The organism is Allobosea sp. NPDC055594, from assembly GCF_053618995.1.
Window position 1 is genome coordinate 608035 of the sequence record NZ_JBSHIO010000002.1, and the last position, 18503, is coordinate 626537.

An 18503-nucleotide genomic window follows, 5' to 3' on the forward strand; every position below is an offset into this window, starting at 1 on the left:
GTCCGGAGAAAATTAACCCTTCATTCACCATATCTTTCATTTCGCGGCCAAGACGTGCCAAGGTTGGTGATCGGAGCCCAACTCATGTCCGTCATCCGCCTGTTCACCGATCTCGATGGCCGCATCGGCCTGCGCCAGTTCTGGCTTGGCAGCATCGCGCTGGCGCTCTGCCTGCTCTTGGTGCAATGGGCGGCGCCGCGCCTGGTCGAGATGCCGATGGCGATGAGCATCATCGCCTTCACCAAGGCTTTCGCGCTGTTCCCCTGGGCGGCCCTGGCCGCCAAGCGCGCCATCGACCGCGGCGGCTCGGCGCAATTCGGCATCTTTCTCGTCTGCGCCATCGTGCTGCCGGCCGAATTGCAGCCGCATCTCGGCTATGCTTGGCGTCCCTCGCTCGATGCGATCTCGACCATCGCCTGGCTGATCGCGCTGGTCGATCTCGGCCTGCTGCCGGGCGCCAGGCCCGATCGGCAGCTTGCAGCACAGAGGGCTGCTGCTAAACCGGCGTCATGAGCCAGAACAGCACCGCCCCCGCCTTCGACGCCGCCGATCCCGTAGCCCTGACCCAGGCGCTGATACGCTGCCCCTCGGTGACGCCTGCCGAAGGCGGCGCGCTCGCCTTGCTCGGCGCCGTGCTGACGGCGGAGGGTTTCACGGTCGACCGGCCGGTGTTCTCGGCGCCCGGCATGCCGGATGTCGAGAATCTCTATGCCCGGATCGGTGCTGACGGACCGGTCCTCGTCATCGCCGGACATACCGACGTCGTGCCGCCCGGGGACCTCGCCGCCTGGACGCGTGATCCTTTCGCGGCAACGATCGTCGACGGCGTCCTCTATGGCCGCGGCGCCTGCGACATGAAGGGTGGCCTCGCTGCGATGGTGGCGGCGGCGATCCGCTATCGCCGCGAGAATCCGCAGTCGCACGGATCGGTCGCCTTCCTCATCACCGGCGACGAGGAAGGCCCGGCCGTCAACGGCACGGTCAAGCTGCTGGAATGGGCGAAGGCGCGCGGCGAGCGCTTCGACCATTGCCTGCTCGGCGAGCCGACCAATCCGGCGAACATGAGCGACATGATCAAGATCGGCCGGCGCGGCTCGCTGACCGGGAAGCTGACGGTCGCCGGCGTGCAGGGCCATGTCGGCTATCCGCATCTGGCGCAGAACCCGATCCGCGGCATGGTCCGCCTGCTCGCAGGGCTCGATGCGAGCCCGCTCGACGCCGGCACGGAGCATTTCGACCCGAGCAATCTCGAGGTAACGACGCTCGATGTCGGCAATCCCGCATCGAACGTGATCCCGGCGCAAGCCAAGGCGGTGTTCAACATCCGCTTCAACGATCTCTGGACGCCCGAGACGCTCGCCGCCGAGATCGAGCGCCGGCTGCGCGAGGCAGCCGGCAACACGGTGCGCTACGAGATCACCTTCGAGCCGACCAACGCGGTCGCCTTCCTGACCAAGCCCGGCCCGTTCGTCGCCATGGTCGCCGACGCGGTCGAGGCCGAGACCGGCAAGCGCCCGGCGCTCTCGACGACGGGCGGCACCTCGGATGCGCGCTTCATCAAGAATTACTGCCCGGTCGTCGAATACGGCGTCGTCGGGCAGACCATGCACCAGATCGACGAACGCGTCGCCCTCGTCGATCTCGCGACCCTGGAGCGGATCACCCATCGCCTGCTGAGCGCCTATTTCGCCGCAGCACCCACGGCTTGACGGAACCTTCCCGGCTCGACATGCTTTAGACGAAAGTCTAATGCCGTCGAACCCGGAGGGTCTGGCCATGAGGCTTGCTGCCGACGATGTGACGCGCTCGCTGCGGGCCTCATGGCGCCTGCTCTCGGCCGACGCCAAGGCCCTGCCCGATCTCGACCTTTCCCGCGACGGATTCTGGCGCTCCTATCTGGCGCTGGTCCTGACGGTTCCGGCGATCATCCCGGTGCTGGCGGCCGAGCGGGTGCTGGCCGGCCTGCCGAACACCGGCCGCCTCTTCGACGCCCCTCTCCTGCTCGCCTCGGTGATCGCAGCCCAGCTTCTGGCCGTCATCACCGTGCCGGCTCTTCTCGTGCTGCTCGTGCCGGGGCTGCGGCAATCCCCGCGCTTCACCGGCTTCATCATCGCCTGGAACTGGGCGAGCATTCTGTCAGCCGGGCTGATCGCGGTACCTGCCGCGGTCTTCGCGCTCGGCTGGTCGCATGGCGGCATCGCGGTGATCCAGGCCCTCGCCTTCGGCACGATCATCCTGCGGCTGCGCTATTGCGTGGCGCGCGCCACGTTCGGTGCGGAATCCCGTATTGCCGGGGCGATCGCCTGCGCGAGCCTGCTCGCCGATTACGCGATCATCAGGACCTTCGGACTCGCCGGGTTCTGAGGCTCAAGCCTCGGGCCGCGGAAGCGCGGATCAGTAGTCGACACCGTCGAGATAAAGCCCGCAGGGCGGGGCGAGCGCCGCGCATTGCGAACGGTCGCGCGCCGCCAGCACCTTGCCGACCTTGTTCTCCGGCCAGCGCCCCATGCCGACCATCTTCAGGCAGCCGACCATGGAGCGGACCTGATGGTGCAGGAAGGAGCGGGCATGGGCGTAGACCACGATCTCGGCGCCCTCGCGCCGGCAATCGAGCCGGTCGAGCGTGCGCAGCGGGCTGTTGGCCTGGCATTCGGCGGCGCGGAAGGTGGTGAAGTCGTGATGGCCGAGCAGGGCCTTGGCGGCGCGGTCCATCGCCTCGTGATCGAGCCGGACCGGAACATGCCAGACGCGGCCGGCATCGAGAGCGGGCTGCGCCCGGCGGTCGAGGATACGATAGATGTAATAGCGGCGCTTCGCCGAGATACGGGCGTCGAAGCTGTCCGGCACCGCTTCGGCGCTCAGCACCGCCACCGGCAGGCGCTTCAGCCTGGCATTGCTGGCGTCGCGCACGACATCCGTGCGCCATTCGCGCTCGAGTTCGACATGGGCGACCTGATGGGTGGCATGGACGCCGGCATCGGTGCGCCCGGCGCAATGCAGCCGCACGGGGTGGCCGCAGAAGGCCTCGACGGCCTCCTCGACGCTCTGCTGCACGGAGGGGCCGTTGAGCTGGCGCTGCCAGCCCGAGAACGGGCCGCCATCGTATTCGATGACGAGCTTGTAACGCGGCATCGCGCTAGAGCTTCGCACCGGCGCTGAGCCGGGCGCCGCGCAGGAACTCGCCGCCGCTCATCGGCGCGCGCCCGGCGCGCTGGACCTGGAGCAACTTCACCGCCCCGACCTTGCAAGCGACAGTGCCCTCGTCATCGAGCAGGGTGCCCGGCTCGGCGGCGCCGCCGGCGCGTGCCGTGCGCAGCAGCTTGAGCCTCTCCGGGCCCTTGCCGAGATCGACCTCGACGAAGGCGCCGGGAAAGGGCGAGAGACCGCGCACGAGATCGTGCACCTGCTGCGCCGGCCTGGTCCAGCTCAGCCGCGCCTCCTCATTGCCGATCTTGCTGGCATAGGTGACGCCTTCCTGCGCCTGCGACGTGAAGCGCAAGCCCCCACGGCCGAGCGCCGCCAGGGCCCTGACCATCAGGTCGGCGCCGAGCACGGAAAGCCGGTCATGCATGTCACCGGCGGTAGCGTCGCTGTCGATGGCCAGGCGCTCGACCATGCCGACCGGGCCGGTATCGAGCCCCTCCTCCATCTTCATCACGCAGACGCCGGTCTCGGCGTCACCGGCCATGATCGCGCGCTGGATCGGGGCGGCGCCGCGCCAGCGCGGCAGCAGCGAGGCGTGCAGGTTGAGGCAGCCAAGCTCGGGAACCTCGAGGATCGCCTTCGGCAGGATCAGGCCATAGGCGACGACGACCGCGACATCGGCCTGGTGCGAGGCCATGATCTCGGCCGCCTCGGGATTCCGCAGCGTCTTCGGCGTGAAGACCGGGATGCCGAAGCGCTCGGCGGTGCGCTGCACCGGCGACGGCTTCAATTCCATGCCGCGCCCGGCCGGCGCCGGCGCGCGCGTATAGACGGAAACGACCTCGTGGCCCTGGCCGATGATCTCGGTCAGGGTGGGCACGGCGAAGTCCGGCGTGCCCATGAAGATGACGCGCAAGCTCATACGCGGAATTTACCCCAAACGCGCCCGGCATTCCGGGCGTAGCGAAGCGAAGACCCGGAAGCCATCGAAGGTCTCCGGCATTCTACGATGGATTCCGGAGCGGGGCCGCTCACGCGGCTCGTCCGGAATGACGGTGTGTTTCGTCGCCCTGGCCTAGGCCGCGCTCTCGCGACGGGCGGCCTTGGCGAAGCGCTTGGTGACGCGCTCGCGCTTCAGGCGCGACAGATGGTCGATGAAGAGAATGCCGTTGAGGTGGTCGATCTCATGCTGGAGACAGGTAGCGAGGATGCCGTCGGCCTCGATCTCCTGCGTCGCGCCGTCGAGATTCATGTAGCGCACCTTGACGCGGGCCGGCCGCTCGACCTCCTCGTAATATTCGGGGATCGACAGGCAACCCTCCTCGTAGACGTTCATCTCTTCCGAGTTCCAGATGACCTCGGGATTGATGAAGACCATCGGCGCCTTCGGCGTCTCCTCGTCCTCCTCGCTCTTCTTCGAGACGTCGATGGTGACGAGGCGGACCGGCTCGCCGATCTGGATGGCGGCAAGGCCGATTCCGGGCGCGTCATACATCGTCTCGAGCATGTCGTCGGCGAGCTTGCGGATATCGGGCGTGACCGAAGCGACAGGTGCCGAGACCAGCCTGAGCTGGCTGTCGGGCAGGATGACGAGGGGGCGAATGGCCATGGGGCGCTCTGGAGCAGGAATAATGAAGGTTCTGGCGACATAAGCACTTGTGCGGGAACGGTCAAACTGTTCCGCTTTTGTTCGAATTGATATAGGATCGCCGGCATGAACCAGACCGCTTTCCTCCTGCTCGAACACCCCGTCAGCTGGGGCGAGGCCGCTTTCGGCTTCGCCGGGCTCGTCCTGCTGCTCCTGTCGCTGGCGCTGCTCTCGTCCTGGCGCAGCGGGAGGCGGCACGCAGCGGAGGCCAGCGCAGCCGCCGAACGCGCCCGCGAGATGGACGACAAGGTCGCCGAGATGAACCGGATGCAGGCCGAATTGACCGGGCGCATGCAGACCATGGCCGAGATCCTCTCGACCCGGCAGGGCGACCTCGCCCGACTCGTCGCCGATCGGATCGACGGACTGCGCCAGCAGGTCGGCAGCGGGCTCGAACAGAATGTCCGCCAGACCACCGAGCATCTCGGCAAGCTGCAGGAGCGGCTCGCGGTGATCGACAGCGCCCAGAAGAACCTGACCGAGCTGACCGGCGAGGTGGTGACGCTGAAGGAGGTGCTCGCGAACAAGCAGACGCGCGGCGCCTATGGCCAGGGCCGGATGGAAGCGATCATCCGCGACGGGCTGCCAGCCGCGTTCTTCTCGTTCCAGCCGACGCTGTCCAACGGCCGGCGGCCGGACTGCCTGGTGACCCTGCCGGGAGACGGGCGCGGCCTCGTCATCGACGCCAAATTCCCGCTGGAGAGCTTCACGCAACTGCGCGCGGCGCGCGGCGAGCAGGAGAAGAAGGCCGCGGCTGCGCGGGTACGCGGCGATGTCGGCCAGCACATCAAGGACATTGCCGAGCGCTATTTCCTGCCCGGCGAGACGCAGGACATGGCGCTGCTCTTCGTGCCCTCGGAAGCGCTCCATGCCGATCTGCACGAGCATTTCGACGATCTGATCCAGAAGGCGCACCGGGCCAGGGTGATGATCGTCTCGCCCTCGCTGCTGGCGCTGGCGATCCAGCTGATGCAGTCGCTCATCCGCGACGCCCGCATGCGCGAAGAAGCGCAGGTGATTCAGTCCGAGGTCGGCAAACTGCTGGACGATGTCCGTCGCCTCGGCGAGCGGGTCGACAAGCTCGATACGCATTTCCGTCAGGCGCAGGAGGATGTCGGCCTGATCAAGACCTCGGCCGGCAAGGTCACCGGCCGGGCCGAGAAAATCGGCGCGTTGGAGTTCGACGACGGCCCTGGCAGTCAGCCGAGCCTGCCCTTCGCGCGGGAAACCCGGCTCAAAGCCGCAGAATAAACCCGCACCGCCATCTGAAGATCACATTCCCGCGTAGTCCTGCGCGGCCTGCCCCCGCTGCTCAGGAGATCGCCCGGCGTGCTCGTCCAGATCGGAACCCTCATTGCCGCAACCAGCGTCGTCCAACTCGCCAATGGCTTCTTCAACACCTTCCTGTCGCTGCGGCTGACGACCGAGAATTTCGGCCCGACACTCACCGGCATCGTGCTCAGCGCCTATTTCATCGGCTTCTCGGTCGGCGCCGTCGGCAGCGGCCGCATCATCCAGCGCATCGGACATATCCGCGCCTATGCCGCCTTCGCCGGCATGGTCGTCGTCGGCACGGCCGGAATGGCGATCTTCGTCTCGCCGCTCGGCTGGATCCTGTGCCGAATGGCGATCGGCATCGGCTGCGTCGGCCTGTTCATCACCACGGAGAGCTGGCTCAACGCCAAGGCTCCGCCGGACCAGCGCGGCCGGATCTTCTCGATCTACATGGTCGGCACCTTCCTGGCGCTGGCGGCCGGGCAATTGCTGATCGGCTCGTTGCCGATCGCCTCCATGACGCCGTTCTTCATCATCATCGCGCTGTTCGCGCTGGCGCTGATGATGGTCAGCGCGACGCGTGCGGAGGCACCTGCGCTCCCGGCGGAGGCTTCACTGCCCTATGGCGAGCTGACCCGGCAGGCGCCGGTCTCGGTACTCGGCTGCGTCGTATCGGGGATCGTCACCAGCGCCTTCTACGCGCTGGTGCCCGCCTGGATGGCACGCAACGAAATTCCCCAGGAGACAATCGCGCTGTTCATGCTGGTCGCGGTGCTTGGCGGCTTCGCCTTCCAGGTCCCGGTCGGCAAGGTTTCGGACCGCGGCGACCGGCGGGTCGTACTCGCCGGGCTCGCGGTCGGCTTTTCGGCCGCAGCCCTGCTGATCCAGCTCGTGCCGCCGAGGCTCGCCTTCGTGCTGCCGGTCGCGGCCCTGCTCGGCGGCTTCATGTCGACGCTCTACCCGGTCAGCGTCGCCCACGCGCTCGACCGCATGCCCCAGGACCGGGTCGTGGCGGTGAGCGGCCGGCTGATCCTGGTCAGCGGCATCGGCTCGGCACTGGGGCCGATCCTCGGCGCCCAGGTGATGGGCCAGCTCGACATCAACGGACTGCTCTATTTCATGGCTGCCGCGACGGTCGCGCTCGCCGCGGTCGCCGGCCTGCGCATCAGGCACCGCGCGCCGCCGGAGCAGATGGCGGAGCGGCCCTTCGCCATCATCGACCCGCTGGCGGCGCCGATCTCGCAGGAGCCGGAAGCGACGGACGCAGACGGAACGCCGCGTCCGCTACCCGCCTGAGCCGGCGGCTCAGGCCGTCTGCAATGTCGCCGACAGCTCCGGCTTGACGTTCAGCGTCTGGAAGACGACGCAATAGCGCTCGGTCAGCTTGAGCAGGCTGTCGAGCTTCTCCTGCGGGGCGTCGGTCTCGACGTCGAAAAACAGGCGGATCGCCTTGAAACCCACGGCGGCGTCCCTGGCGACGCCGAGGGTACCGCGGAAGTCGAGATCGCCCTCGGCGCGGACGACGCCCTTCTTCAGCTCGATCTCGAGCGCGGTCGCGACCGCCTTCAGCGTGACGCCGGCACAGGCGACCAGCGCCTCCAGCAGCATGTCGCCGGAGCAGAGCTCGGCGCCCGTGCCGCCGGTCGCCGGGTGCAGGCCGGCGAGCGCGATGGCGCGGCCGGTCTCGACCTTGCAGGCGATATGCTGGTCGTCGAGCTCGCCCTTGGCCTTGAGGGTGATCACGGCCGCCTCGGGGGCTTCGCGATACTTGTCCTTGAGCGGGGCCTGGAGGGCGCGAAGCGCGGTGACGTCCATGATGACTTGTCCTCGTTCGAAACGGATACCGGCAGGATTTACCGCATCGGGCAGGAAAGTGGATGCGGTTTTCGGCAGGGTCTCTGGCTGCCGCGTCAGGCGGCGGCTTCCGCCTGCTCCGGCAGCGCGGCACCGCGTTCCTTTTCGAGCGAGTGTCGCAATTCGCGCCGCAGGGCGACGAAGCCGACAGAACGGGGATCGCGCGGATACGGCAGGAGATTGTCGAGCCGGAAGGCGAGCGGACCAGTCGCCTGCGGCAGGACCAGAACCCGATCGGCGAGACGGACGGCCTCCTCGACGGAGCCCGTGGCGATCGCGACCGCCGGGCGGCCCTGCCGACAAAGGTCCGCGAGAGGCTCGGCGAGACGCTCCTGCGTCTCGTCGTCCAGCGCGGCGAAGGGCGCATCGACCAGCAGCAGCTTCGGACGCAGCAGCGACAGCCGGGCGATCGCCAGCCCCTGCAATTCGGCCGGCGAGAGCGCGCCGGGACGACGATCCGCCAACCCGCCGAGGCCGGCCCTGACCAGGGCATTGGCGATCAGCCCCTCGCGGGCGAAGGGCGTCGTGCCGGCGAGGCCGAATGCGAGGTTTTCGGCAAGGTTCAGCCAGGGAAAGAAGCCGGGCCGGGCAGCGAGCAGCCCTAGTTCGGCTGTCGGCACCGGATCGGCTTCGGCATCGAGGCCGGCCAGAGCGCGCAGCAGAGCGCTACGGCCTTCAGCCTGCCCGCCGAGCAAGGCGAGGACCTGCCCCGGCGCCGGGCGCAGCGCAGCCGCGTCGAAACCGGCGGCGAAGAGCTTTGACTCATTGGATTTGGCGGACATGGCGCGTTTCCTTCCCAAGCAAGGCGGAGGGAAAGCGCGCGACGGCCACGGCCGTCATCTCGTCTCCCACGCTTTAGCGGCATTTATTTCGCGCCCGCAAGCTGAGGCTCAAATCGGCGCGTATCCTTTATTACGGCCTCACTGTCCGTTTTGTCAAACACGCAAGCCTGACGTCACCACCACAGCCCGGCATTGGCCGCCGTCTTCTGCTGCCGGGGCTGATCGTCGCGCAGCGAACGGTCGAGCGTGCGCAGCATCTCGCGCTTGGCGGCCTCGAAGGCGGGCGAGAGGTGGTCACGCGGCCGGGCCTGTGGGTTCTCGAGCTCGTCGAAGACACGGCCCGGCCTCGGCTGCATCACCATGATCCGGTCGGCCAGCGTCACCGCCTCCTCGACATCATGGGTGACCATCACCACGGTCGGCCGGCTCTCCTGCCAGAGCGCCAGCAGATGCTCGTGCAGGCTGGCACGGGTTGTGGCGTCGAGCGCCGAGAAGGGCTCGTCCATCAGCAGGAGCTTGGGGCGGGTTATCAGGGCGCGTGCAATGGCGACTCGCTGCTGCTGGCCGCCGGAGAGCTCGCGCGGCCAGCGCTTGTCATACCCGCCGAGACCGACGCGCTCGAGCGCATGGTCAACGCGGTGCCGGCGCTCGGCGGATGCGAGCTCCGACAGGCCGAAGCCGACATTGTCGGCGACGCTGAGCCAGGGGAAGAGTCGCGGCTCCTGAAAGATCACGCCGACATCGGCGCGCGGCTCGGAGATCGCCTTGCCGTCCAGCACGATCCGGCCCTCGCTCGGCCGGTCGAGCCCGGCGACGAGGCGCAGCAAGGTGGTCTTGCCGCAACCGGAGCCACCGACGAGGGCGAGGATCTCGCCCGCCGCCACCTCGGCGGTGATGCCTGCGAGCGCCCTGGTGCCGTCGGCATAGGTCTTGGAGAGGTTGTCGAAGGTCAGCATCGCCACAGCCTCAGAGCTTGTCGCGGGCCGTGTCCTGCCAGCGCAGGAAGGGGCGTGCGAGCGCGACGAGCACGCCGTCGGCGAGCTTGCCGAGCACGGCGAAGGAAATGATGGCAGCGATGATGGTGGCGGGCCGGCCGAGTTGCTGGCCATCGACCAGGAGATAGCCGAGGCCTTCGCTCGCGCCCATGATCTCGGCGGCGACGACGAACATGAAGCCGAGGCCGAGGCCACCGCGCAAAGCCGTGAACCAGTCCGGCAGGATCGCCGGCAGCAGCACGCGCCGGACCATGGCGAGCCTGCCGAGGCGGAAGACGCGACCAACCTCGACGATCTTGCGGTCGATCGAGAGGATCGCGGCGGCGACGCCGAGATAGATCGGGAAGAAGACGCCGACCGCGATCAGCGCCACTTTCGAGGCCTCGAAAATGCCGAACCAGAGGATGAAGAGCGGCACCCAGGCGATCGAGGGAATGGCGCGCAGCGCCTGCAAGGTCGGATCGAGCAGTCCGCGCGCTACGGGCAGCGCCCCGGTCAGCGCGCCGAGCACCGTGCCGGCGAGGGCGCCGAGGCCGAAGCCGGCGAGGACGCGCCAGAGCGTCGCGGCGGCATGGGTGGCGAGCTCGCCGCTGGCGGCCAGCTCCCAGAGCGTCGCACCGACCACGCTCGGCGGCGGCATCAGCCGGCCATTGGCCAGGCCGGCCCTGACCAGCGCCTCCCAGATCACGGCGAGCACGACCGGCAGCACCAGCCCGGCGAGCCGCAGTTGCGCCCGGCCCGCCCGCTTCGCCGGGACGGCCTCGGGCGCCGCTGCCGCCGTTCCGATCTCGATCGCGCTCATCGTCGCAGGATCACGCCGCTCAGTTGGTGGCGGCGAAGCGCCGGTCGAGCAGCGCGTCGACCGCCGCCTTCACATCCGTGCTCGCGGGCAGCACCCCGGCCTGCTGCAAAGCGAGGCCGGCGGCGAGGATGATTTCGGCCTGGGCCGGCCCGATATTGCTGTGGGTCAGCTCGGTGCGGGTGAGCTGGCGCTCGATCACCGCATCGGAGAGCTTGGTCGCCTCGACCAGCGCCTTCCTGACCTCGGCCGGGTTGGCGAGAGCAATGGCGCGCGCCTCCTCATAGGCTTTCAGCACCTTGCGGACGAGTTCCGGGTTCTTTTCGGCGAATTCCTCGCGGACATTGAGCACGCCCCAGGTGTTGTCGGCCGCCTTGCGGTGGAAGAGCCTGGCGCCGCTCTCGATCTCGGCAGCCGCCATCAGTGGGTCGAGCCCCGCCCAGGCCTCGACATCGCCGCGCTCCAGCGCGAGGCGGCCATCGGCATGCTGGAGCAGGACGAGCTTGACGTCCTTTTCGGTCAAACCGGCATCGGCGAGCGAGCGAACGAGGAAGATGTGCGGATCGGTACCGCGGGTGACGGCGACGCGCTTGCCCTTGAGATCGGAAACCTTGGTGATCTCACTCTTGGCGCCGGTGACCAGCGCCGTCCATTCCGGCCGCGAATAGACATAGATCGACTTGATCGGATTGCCGTTGATCTTGCCGATCAGCGCGGCGGCGCCGGCGGTCGAGCCGAAATCGAGCGAGCCGGCATTGAGGAATTCGAGCGCCTTGTTGGAGCCGGCCGAGAAGACCCAGCGGACCTTGATGCCATCGGCCTCGAGCGCCTTCTCGAGGATGCCGCGCTCCTTCAGGACGAGGCCGACCGGATTGTAGGTCGCATAGTCGACGCGGATTTCCTTCGGTGCCTGGGCCAAAGCGGCGCCGGCTGTGATGGTGACAGCGGCAAGGCCGGCAAGCACGGCGCGGCGGTTCGGAAGCAAGGTCCGGATCATGGCGTTTCCCTTTCGTCACATGGCTGCGAAGGGATCGGAGGCCTTGCCGGGCCTCCCGCGCCCCACGCTTTAGCTGCACTTGTTTCGCGCCCGCAAGCTGGTGGCTCAAATCGGCGCGTATCCGGTTTTTAGGCTCACATGTTCTTTTTGTCAAACAATACTTTCAAAAATCGGCTTACCCATTATTCACATAAAATATGCGTTCAATAACGATTTCCGCCATGGCGCGCCGACGTGTTAGGGATCGCACCCGATCCTCCGCCGCGAAAGCGCCACCGTGCCGCCCATCGACGACAAGCCTGCCCCGAAACTGGCCGAGTTGATCGAGGACCCGGCCGCGGCCGTCGCCAGGCTGGCGCGGCAGACCCGTGGCGGCCCCGAGGCGCTCCGCGCCGTCCTCGTCCCCGCGCTGCGCGACACGCTCGAGGAAGGCCGCGCCTCGGCCAAGGAACTGCTCGTCCGCACCCGCAACGGCCTCGCTTGCGCCAAGCGGCTCTCCGCCAGCATGGATGCCGTGGTCTGCAGCCTGCATGCCGCGGCGACCCGGCATTTCTACCCGGTGCAGAACCCGTCCTCGGGCGAACGCATGGCGGTCGTCGCCGTTGGCGGCTATGGCCGCGGCACGCTGGCGCCGGGCTCGGATGTCGACCTGCTCTTCCTGTTCCCGGACAAGCAGACGGCCTGGGGCGAGAGCGTGGTCGAGGCAGTGCTCTATCCGCTCTGGGACCTGAAGCTGAAGATCGGTCATTCCGTCCGCTCGGTTGAGGACTGCATCCGCGAGGCGCGCGGCGACATGACGATCCGCACGGCATTGCTGGAATCGCGGCTGGTGGCCGGGGATGCGACGCTGTTCGCCGACATGCTGCGGCGCTACGGCGCGGAAGTGGTCGAGGGCACGGCTCCCGCCTTCACCGAGGCGAAGCTCGCCGAGCGCGAGACGCGGGTGATGCGGGCCGGCGCCTCGCGCTATCTGGTCGAGCCCAACGTCAAGGACGGCAAGGGCGGGCTGCGCGATCTCAACACCCTGTTCTGGATCGCGAAATACGCCTATCGCGTCGATAATTCGGCTGATCTCGTCGAGGCCGGCCTGTTCGACGCCCGCGAGCTCGCTATCTTCCAGCGCGCCGAGGAGTTCCTCTGGCGGGTGCGCTGCTGGATGCACTTCATCACCGGCCGGGCGGAAGAGCGCCTGTCCTTCGACCTGCAGCGCCAGGTGGCGGCGGCGATCGGCTATGCCGGCCGGAGCGGACTGGCGCCGGTCGAGCGCTTCATGAAAGCCTATTTCCTCACCGCCAAGGATGTCGGCGACCTCACCGCCATCGTCTGCGCCGCGCTCGAAGCGCGCCAGCAGAAGCCGCGCGCCAGCCTGACGCATCTGCTCGGCTCGCTGACCAAGCGCAAGCGCGTGCGCGCGCTCGGCCACCCGGATTTCACCCTGAAGGGCCAGCGCCTCGGCGTCGTCGACGACGACGCCTTCAAGCGCGACCCGGTCAACCTGCTGCGACTCTACGAGATCGCCAGCCGCGACGACCTCGCCATCCACCCGGCGACCAGCCGGCTGGTGACGCAGTCGCTCCGCCTGGTCACGGCGCAATTGCGCCATGACCGCGAGGCCAACCGCATCTTCGTCGAGATACTGACCGCGCGGCGCTCGCCCGAGGCTGTGCTGCGGCGGATGAACGAATCCGGGCTGCTCGGCCGCTTCATCCCGGATTTCGGCCGCATCGTCGCGATGATGCAGTTCAACATGTATCATCACTACACGGTCGACGAGCACCTGATCCGCTCGATCGGCATCCTCGCCGAGATCGACGCCGGAGCGCTTGAGGCCGAGCATCCGCTCGCCAATGCGATCTTCCCCAGCATCGCCAACCGGCGCGCGCTCTATGTCGCGCTGTTCCTGCACGACATCGCCAAGGGGCGGCCCGAAGACCATTCGATCGCCGGTGCACGCATCGCCCGCAAGCTCTGCCGGCGCTTCGGCCTGACGGAAGCGCAGACCGAGACCGTGGTCTGGCTGATCGAGAACCATCTGGTGATGTCGACCGTCGCCCAGAGCCGCGACCTCGGCGACCCCAAGACGATCGAGAGCTTCGCAGCGACCGTGCAATCGCTGGAGCGGCTGAAGCTGCTGCTCGTGCTCACCGTCGCCGACATCAAGGCCGTCGGCCCCGGCGTCTGGAACGGCTGGAAGGGCCAGCTCCTGCGCACGCTCTATTACGAGACCGAGATGGTGCTCGCCGGCGGCCATTCGGCGATCGAGCGCAAGGCCAGGGTCGAGCTGAAGCAGGACGCACTCGCCGCAAGGCTCTCCGACTGGGAGCCGGCGGCGCGCGAGGCCTATCTCGCCCGGCACTACCCGGCCTATTGGCTCAAGGTCGAACTCGACCGGCAGGAGCAGCATGCCCGCTTTCTGCACGCGGCCGAGGCGGCCGGCCGCACCACGGCGACGCGGGTCGAGACCGATCGCTTCCGTGGCGTCACCGAACTCACCATCCTGGCGCCTGACCATCCGCGCCTGCTCGCCATCGTCACCGGCGCCTGCGCCGCGGCGGGCGGCAACATCGTCGACGCCCAGATCTTCACCACCAGCGACGGTCTCGTGCTCGACACGATCTTCGTCTCGCGCGCCTTCGAGCGCGACGACGACGAATTGCGCCGGGCCGAGCGCATCGCGGCGGCGATCGAGCGCGCGCTCAAGGGCGAGATCAAGATCGCCGATCTGGTGGCGCAGCGCCGCGCCCCGCCGCCGCGCGGCCAGACCTTCCAGGTCGCGCCCGAAGTCGTCATCGACAACGTGCTCTCGACCCGCCACACGGTGATCGAAGTCTCGGGCCTCGACCGCCCGGGCCTGCTCTACGACCTGACCACCGCGATCTCGAAGCTCAACCTCAACATCGCCTCGGCCCATATCGCCACCTTCGGCGAGAAGGCCGTCGACGTCTTCTACGTCACCGATCTGACGGGCGCGAAGATCACCACCACCGCGCGCCAGCTGATCATCCGCCAGGCGCTGCTCGCTGTCTTCAGCTTCGACCATGACAAGGCCACGAAGAGCAAAGCGATGGCCCGAACTTGATTTCGGTCGACCGAAATCCGATATCGGCCTCGAACAGAGGCGGGTGAAACCCCGCTCCTGAGAGTCTGCATGACCGGAGTTTGATGACGCGATGACGCAGAACCCTGCGATGGACGATCCCAAGCCCGAGACGGAAGCCCAGGTCGAGACCGAGGGCCAGGCGCCCGACGCGCTCGCCGCCGCCTTGGCCGAGCGTGACGACCTCAAGGACAAGCTGCTGCGCACGCTCGCCGAGATGGAGAATCTGCGCCGTCGCACAGAGCGCGAGATCGCCGATGCCAAGGCCTATGCCGTGACCAGCTTCGCCCGCGACATGCTGGGCTCGGCCGACAACCTCCGCCGCGCCATCGAGAGCGTGCCGACGACGGCCGAGGCCGCCGCCGACACCGCCTTGAAGGCCGTCGTCGAAGGCGTCGAACTGACCGAGCGCGAACTGCTCAAGACGCTGGAGCGCCATGGCGTGCGCCGCATCGAGCCGCAGGGCGAAAAATTCGACCCGAACCTGCACCAGGCGATGTTCGAGGCGCCTGACGAAAGCATCGCCAAGGGCCTGGTCTCGAAGGTGGTGCAGACCGGCTACAAGATCGGCGAGCGCGTGCTGCGTCCGGCCCTGGTCGGCGTCTCCGCTGGCGGCGCGAAGCCTGCAGTGAACGAGACCCCTGCGGCGGAAGCCGGGGACAAGCCCGCCTCCGGCAACTGAACGACGGCGCGAGGGCGAGCGACAGCGCCGCCCTCGCCGGCATCGGTCCACTGGCCAAGCCGTCGAGAATCAGACCCGCGGCTTTGTCACCCGGCGCAGGGTCAGATTGATCCGCCCGGCCTGCGGCAAAAGGCTCGACGAACCGGCGAGGATGCGGTCGATGCCGTGATAGGCCAGCCGCGCCGCGCCGCCGAAGGCGAGCGCATCGCCCGAGGCCAGCTTCAGCGAGACGGTCTTTCCGCCGCGCACCGTGCCGCCGATTCGGAACAGCGCGGTGTCGCCGAGCGACAGGGACAGGACCGGAGCGGCGAAATCCTCCTCGTCGCGGTCCTGGTGCAGGCCCATCTTCGCCGTCGGCTCGTAGAAATTGATCAGACAGGCCTGTGGCGGAAGCGGGTAGCCCGCGAGCTCCTCCCAGGCCTGCAGCAGTCGCGAAGGCATGGCTGGCCAGGGCTCCCCGGTTTCGGGATGGTTGGGCTGGTAGCGATAGCCGCCCTCGTCCGAGACCCAGCCGAGCACGCCGCAATTCGTCATCCTGACCGAAAAGGGCTTGCCCGTCTTCGGCATGCGCGGGGTGAAGAACGGCGCCTGCCGCGCAACCTCGCGCAATTCGGCGACCAACGCCGCCTGCTCACCTGCGTCGAGATACCCCGGCCAATGCGTGACGCCGGGGGCGACCGCGAGCGGCACCGTCCGGCTCAGAACTTGTCGAGGCCGAGCACGTCGGCCATCGAATAGAGACCGGGCTTGCGGCCGCGGCCCCAGAGCGCCGCCCTGACCGCGCCCTGCGCGAACAGGCTGCGATCCTCGGCGACATGGGCGAGCTCGAGGCGCTCGCCGGCGCCGGCGAAGATCACCTTGTGGTCGCCGACCACGGTGCCGCCGCGCAAGGCGGCGAAACCGATCGCGCCGGCCGGACGCGCCCCGACCTGACCGTCGCGCACGGCGACGCGGGCCTGGGCGAGGTCGACGCCGCGGCCTTCCGCCGCCGCCTCGCCGAGCAGCACCGCCGTGCCCGAGGGCGCATCGACCTTCATCCGGTGATGCATCTCGGCGATCTCGATGTCCCAGTCGGTGCCGAGCGTCGCGGCGACCTTGCGCACCAGCGCCGCCAGGAGATTGACGCCGAGGCTCATATTCCCCGAGCGGATGATCGCGGCGTGCCGGGCAGCCGCCTCGAGCCGGGCGAGATGGCCGGGCTCCAGCCCGGTGGTGCCGACGACATGGGTGATGCGGGCCTGGGCGGCGAGGCCGGCAAAGGCGACGCTGGCCTCTGGCGAGGTGAAATCGAGCACGCCCTCGGCCTCGACGAAGGCCGGCAGGGCATCGTCGGTGACGAGGACGCCACCGGCGGGCAGCCCGGCCAGAACCGCTGCATCCTGACCGATCGCAGGCGAGCCCGGACGCTCGATCGCGGCGCTGAGCACGCAGCCCTGCGTCTCCGCGACCGCCTTGATCAGCGTGCGGCCCATCCGGCCGGCGGCGCCGACGACGACGAGGCGCATATCGCTCATGATGAAACGCTCCAGAAAAGCCAAGCCAGCGCCCGAACGGGCGACGCGAATGCCTATAAGCCGCTTCGGCGCCGGCCGAAACGAAAAACGGCCGGGCGAACCCGGCCGCTCCGATTGGAGGTGAAGCTGGCCTTACTCGGCCGGCTGGATCGCCGAGACCTGCCACTGGCCGCCGCGCGGACGCAGGAAGGTCCAGAGCTCGGTGACCTCGCGCGGGATCGTGGCGTGGCCCTCGACGACGCGGCCACCCTCGCGCTCGACCAGCGCATTGAGCGAGCTGAAGCGCATGGCGACGGTGGCGTATTCGACGCCGGCCTCGCGCCAGGACTCCGCGAGGTCGCCCTGCAGCAGCTTGACGTCGGCGACACGGTCGACGAGGCCCTTGCTGGCATTCTCGGCGATGTCCTCTGCGAAATAGCCGGCCATTTCAGGCGTAGCGAGCTGGCGCAGCGTGGCCAGATCCTCGTTCGAATAGGCGATCTGGACGTCGTTGAGCAGACGCTCGAAGCTGCCGTAGTCGGCTGGCGCGAGCTCGAACTCGACGGGCTTGGCCGCAGCGGTCGCCGCACCCATGCCACCCATCATGCCGCCCATGCGCTGGGCCGCCTGCGGCTGCTCCTGCTGGGGCTGATAGGGCGCGCGATCGAGCGGCGCGCCGGCCGCAGCGAACTGCTGCTGGGGCTGCGCGCGACGACGGAAGAAGCGCAGCGCGAGCCAGATCAGGCCGCCGATCAGCGCCACCTGGAACAGCATGCCGAGCATGCCGGCAAGACCGCCGAAGCCGGCGCCCGAGAGCAGGCCAAACAGGCCGGCGCCGAGCAGACCAGCGCCGATGCCCATCATCATGTTGCGGGCGAAAGACGGACGCGCCGCCTGGGCGGCGGCAGCGCCGGGGGCGGCCGCCGAAGCGCTGGGCGCAGGGGTCGCGGTACGCTGCATCGGCGCAGCGCCGGTCGGCGCCGTCTGGGTCGGCGCTACCTGCTGCGTGGTGCGCGAGCCGCGGCTGCCAAAGCCCTTGCCGCCACCGGGGCGGGCCTCGGCCAGAACCGGAACGAGCATCAGCGCGCCAGCTACAAGAGCGACGGCCCGGCCACGCCGGGCAAGCGAAATCAAAGACATGGTCCCTCCCGGGGCCGGATTGGCCCTCTTCGCGCAAATATGGAGGGGTCGTACGACTTTCGCAAGGTGAGAGCCCCGCTCGAAAGCGCAGTTTCCGCGCGCCGCGACCGGTTTGGGCCGCGAGCGCGCCGTGCTATGCTTTCGGCTTCGTTACGCCTCGACAGCGAACGAAAGGAGCAGGCCATGATCCGGATCATTCGGAGGCTGCACCGCACCGGCGCGACGGCGTCACGCCTCGCCGCGCCTCTCGCGACATCGCTGCTGCTTTTGGCGCTCCAGGCGCAGTTCCAGCCGGCGCGGGCGCAGGAATACGCCGAGGCGCTCGACCGGCCGAGGCTGGCCCAGGCGCCCGAGCCCTATTGCTTCTGCTGGAGCGACGGCAAGAAGATCGCCGAAGGAGCGACCGCCTGCATCCGCACCACCAAGGGGCGTCGCCTCGCCCTGTGCGGCCGGGTCATCAACATGATGTCCTGGGAAGTGAGCGAGAATCCCTGCCCCGAGAGCTGAGCACGCGTTTCCCGCCGGCGAGCGGGCCGAAAAAGGAAAAGCGCCGCCGGATCCTTCCGGCGACGCTTTCTAACCGTCTCAATGGTCTTC

Annotated in this window: 19 protein-coding genes; 8 read left to right on the forward strand and 11 right to left on the reverse strand. The window is 68.4% G+C overall.

Features of this window, described 5'->3' with window-relative positions:
• Positions 1 to 84 precede the first annotated feature (84 nt).
• From ACWGRX_RS06770 to ACWGRX_RS06780, 3 genes are all read left to right on the forward strand, one after another.
• Complete coding sequence (locus ACWGRX_RS06770; protein ID WP_452116893.1) at positions 85 to 513, forward strand: DUF805 domain-containing protein; 429 nt, start codon at positions 85 to 87, stop codon at positions 511 to 513.
• Positions 510 to 1709, forward strand: coding sequence for a succinyl-diaminopimelate desuccinylase (gene dapE / locus ACWGRX_RS06775; RefSeq protein WP_452116894.1), 1200 nt, complete (start codon positions 510 to 512; stop codon positions 1707 to 1709). Before ACWGRX_RS06770 ends, dapE begins: the two co-directional genes overlap by 4 nt.
• A gap of 67 nt (positions 1710 to 1776) precedes the next feature.
• Entirely contained in the window at positions 1777 to 2364 is a 588-nt protein-coding gene (locus ACWGRX_RS06780; RefSeq protein ID WP_291646541.1) for a hypothetical protein, read from the forward strand.
• A 30-nt stretch (positions 2365 to 2394) separates the two neighbouring features.
• Here ACWGRX_RS06780 and truA read toward each other — a convergent pair whose 3' ends face one another.
• From truA to def, 3 genes are all read right to left on the reverse strand, one after another.
• Entirely contained in the window at positions 2395 to 3132 is a 738-nt protein-coding gene (gene truA / locus ACWGRX_RS06785) for a tRNA pseudouridine(38-40) synthase TruA (RefSeq protein ID WP_291641259.1), read from the reverse strand.
• A 4-nt stretch (positions 3133 to 3136) separates the two neighbouring features.
• Positions 3137 to 4066, reverse strand: coding sequence for a methionyl-tRNA formyltransferase (gene fmt / locus ACWGRX_RS06790; protein ID WP_452116895.1), 930 nt, complete (start codon positions 4064 to 4066; stop codon positions 3137 to 3139).
• 153 nt (positions 4067 to 4219) lie between these two features.
• Complete coding sequence (gene def, locus ACWGRX_RS06795) at positions 4220 to 4753, reverse strand: peptide deformylase (RefSeq protein ID WP_291641263.1); 534 nt, start codon at positions 4751 to 4753, stop codon at positions 4220 to 4222.
• Positions 4754 to 4858: 105 nt separating this feature from the next.
• Here def and ACWGRX_RS06800 point away from each other — a divergent pair, with 105 nt between their 5' ends.
• A complete protein-coding gene (locus tag ACWGRX_RS06800; RefSeq protein ID WP_452116896.1) occupies positions 4859 to 6043 on the forward strand; it encodes a DNA recombination protein RmuC in 1185 nt (394 codons plus the stop codon).
• 78 nt (positions 6044 to 6121) lie between these two features.
• On the forward strand, positions 6122 to 7363 hold the full coding sequence (locus ACWGRX_RS06805; RefSeq protein ID WP_291641267.1) for an MFS transporter: 1242 nt from the start codon (positions 6122 to 6124) through the stop codon (positions 7361 to 7363).
• A 9-nt stretch (positions 7364 to 7372) separates the two neighbouring features.
• On the opposite strand, the gene ACWGRX_RS06810 is transcribed toward ACWGRX_RS06805, so the two are convergent.
• The 5 genes from ACWGRX_RS06810 to ACWGRX_RS06830 all read right to left on the reverse strand — a co-directional run bounded on the left by ACWGRX_RS06810 (position 7373) and on the right by ACWGRX_RS06830 (position 11494).
• Positions 7373 to 7882, reverse strand: a complete 510-nt coding sequence (locus ACWGRX_RS06810) for an OsmC family protein (RefSeq protein WP_452116897.1) — start codon at positions 7880 to 7882, stop codon at positions 7373 to 7375.
• Positions 7883 to 7977: 95 nt separating this feature from the next.
• On the reverse strand, positions 7978 to 8703 hold the full coding sequence (locus ACWGRX_RS06815) for an ATP-binding cassette domain-containing protein (RefSeq protein ID WP_452116898.1): 726 nt from the start codon (positions 8701 to 8703) through the stop codon (positions 7978 to 7980).
• Between the two features lie 173 nt (positions 8704 to 8876).
• Entirely contained in the window at positions 8877 to 9659 is a 783-nt protein-coding gene (locus ACWGRX_RS06820) for an ABC transporter ATP-binding protein (protein ID WP_452116899.1), read from the reverse strand.
• A gap of 10 nt (positions 9660 to 9669) precedes the next feature.
• Positions 9670 to 10500 carry an ABC transporter permease gene (locus tag ACWGRX_RS06825; RefSeq protein WP_291641275.1) on the reverse strand — a complete coding sequence of 277 codons (831 nt, stop codon included), beginning with the start codon at positions 10498 to 10500 and terminating at the stop codon, positions 9670 to 9672.
• Between the two features lie 19 nt (positions 10501 to 10519).
• Complete coding sequence (locus ACWGRX_RS06830) at positions 10520 to 11494, reverse strand: aliphatic sulfonate ABC transporter substrate-binding protein (RefSeq protein ID WP_452116900.1); 975 nt, start codon at positions 11492 to 11494, stop codon at positions 10520 to 10522.
• 322 nt (positions 11495 to 11816) lie between these two features.
• Here ACWGRX_RS06830 and ACWGRX_RS06835 point away from each other — a divergent pair, with 322 nt between their 5' ends.
• Positions 11817 to 14573 carry a [protein-PII] uridylyltransferase gene (locus ACWGRX_RS06835; protein ID WP_452116962.1) on the forward strand — a complete coding sequence of 919 codons (2757 nt, stop codon included), beginning with the start codon at positions 11817 to 11819 and terminating at the stop codon, positions 14571 to 14573.
• A gap of 91 nt (positions 14574 to 14664) precedes the next feature.
• A complete protein-coding gene (gene grpE / locus ACWGRX_RS06840) occupies positions 14665 to 15273 on the forward strand; it encodes a nucleotide exchange factor GrpE (protein ID WP_452116901.1) in 609 nt (202 codons plus the stop codon).
• Positions 15274 to 15342: 69 nt separating this feature from the next.
• On the opposite strand, the gene ACWGRX_RS06845 is transcribed toward grpE, so the two are convergent.
• The 3 genes from ACWGRX_RS06845 to ACWGRX_RS06855 form a co-directional block, all read right to left on the reverse strand.
• Positions 15343 to 15963: an alpha-ketoglutarate-dependent dioxygenase AlkB family protein gene (locus tag ACWGRX_RS06845; protein ID WP_452116902.1), complete on the reverse strand. Its 621-nt coding sequence runs from the start codon at positions 15961 to 15963 to the stop codon at positions 15343 to 15345.
• An 8-nt stretch (positions 15964 to 15971) separates the two neighbouring features.
• Positions 15972 to 16778 (reverse strand): 4-hydroxy-tetrahydrodipicolinate reductase, encoded by an 807-nt coding sequence (dapB, locus tag ACWGRX_RS06850; protein WP_452116963.1) that lies wholly within the window; start codon positions 16776 to 16778, stop codon positions 15972 to 15974.
• Between the two features lie 141 nt (positions 16779 to 16919).
• Positions 16920 to 17906, reverse strand: coding sequence for a TIM44-like domain-containing protein (locus ACWGRX_RS06855; protein ID WP_452116903.1), 987 nt, complete (start codon positions 17904 to 17906; stop codon positions 16920 to 16922).
• A 183-nt stretch (positions 17907 to 18089) separates the two neighbouring features.
• On the opposite strand from ACWGRX_RS06855, the gene ACWGRX_RS06860 reads away from it, so the two are divergent.
• Entirely contained in the window at positions 18090 to 18413 is a 324-nt protein-coding gene (locus ACWGRX_RS06860) for a hypothetical protein (RefSeq protein WP_452116904.1), read from the forward strand.
• Positions 18414 to 18503 lie beyond the last annotated feature (90 nt).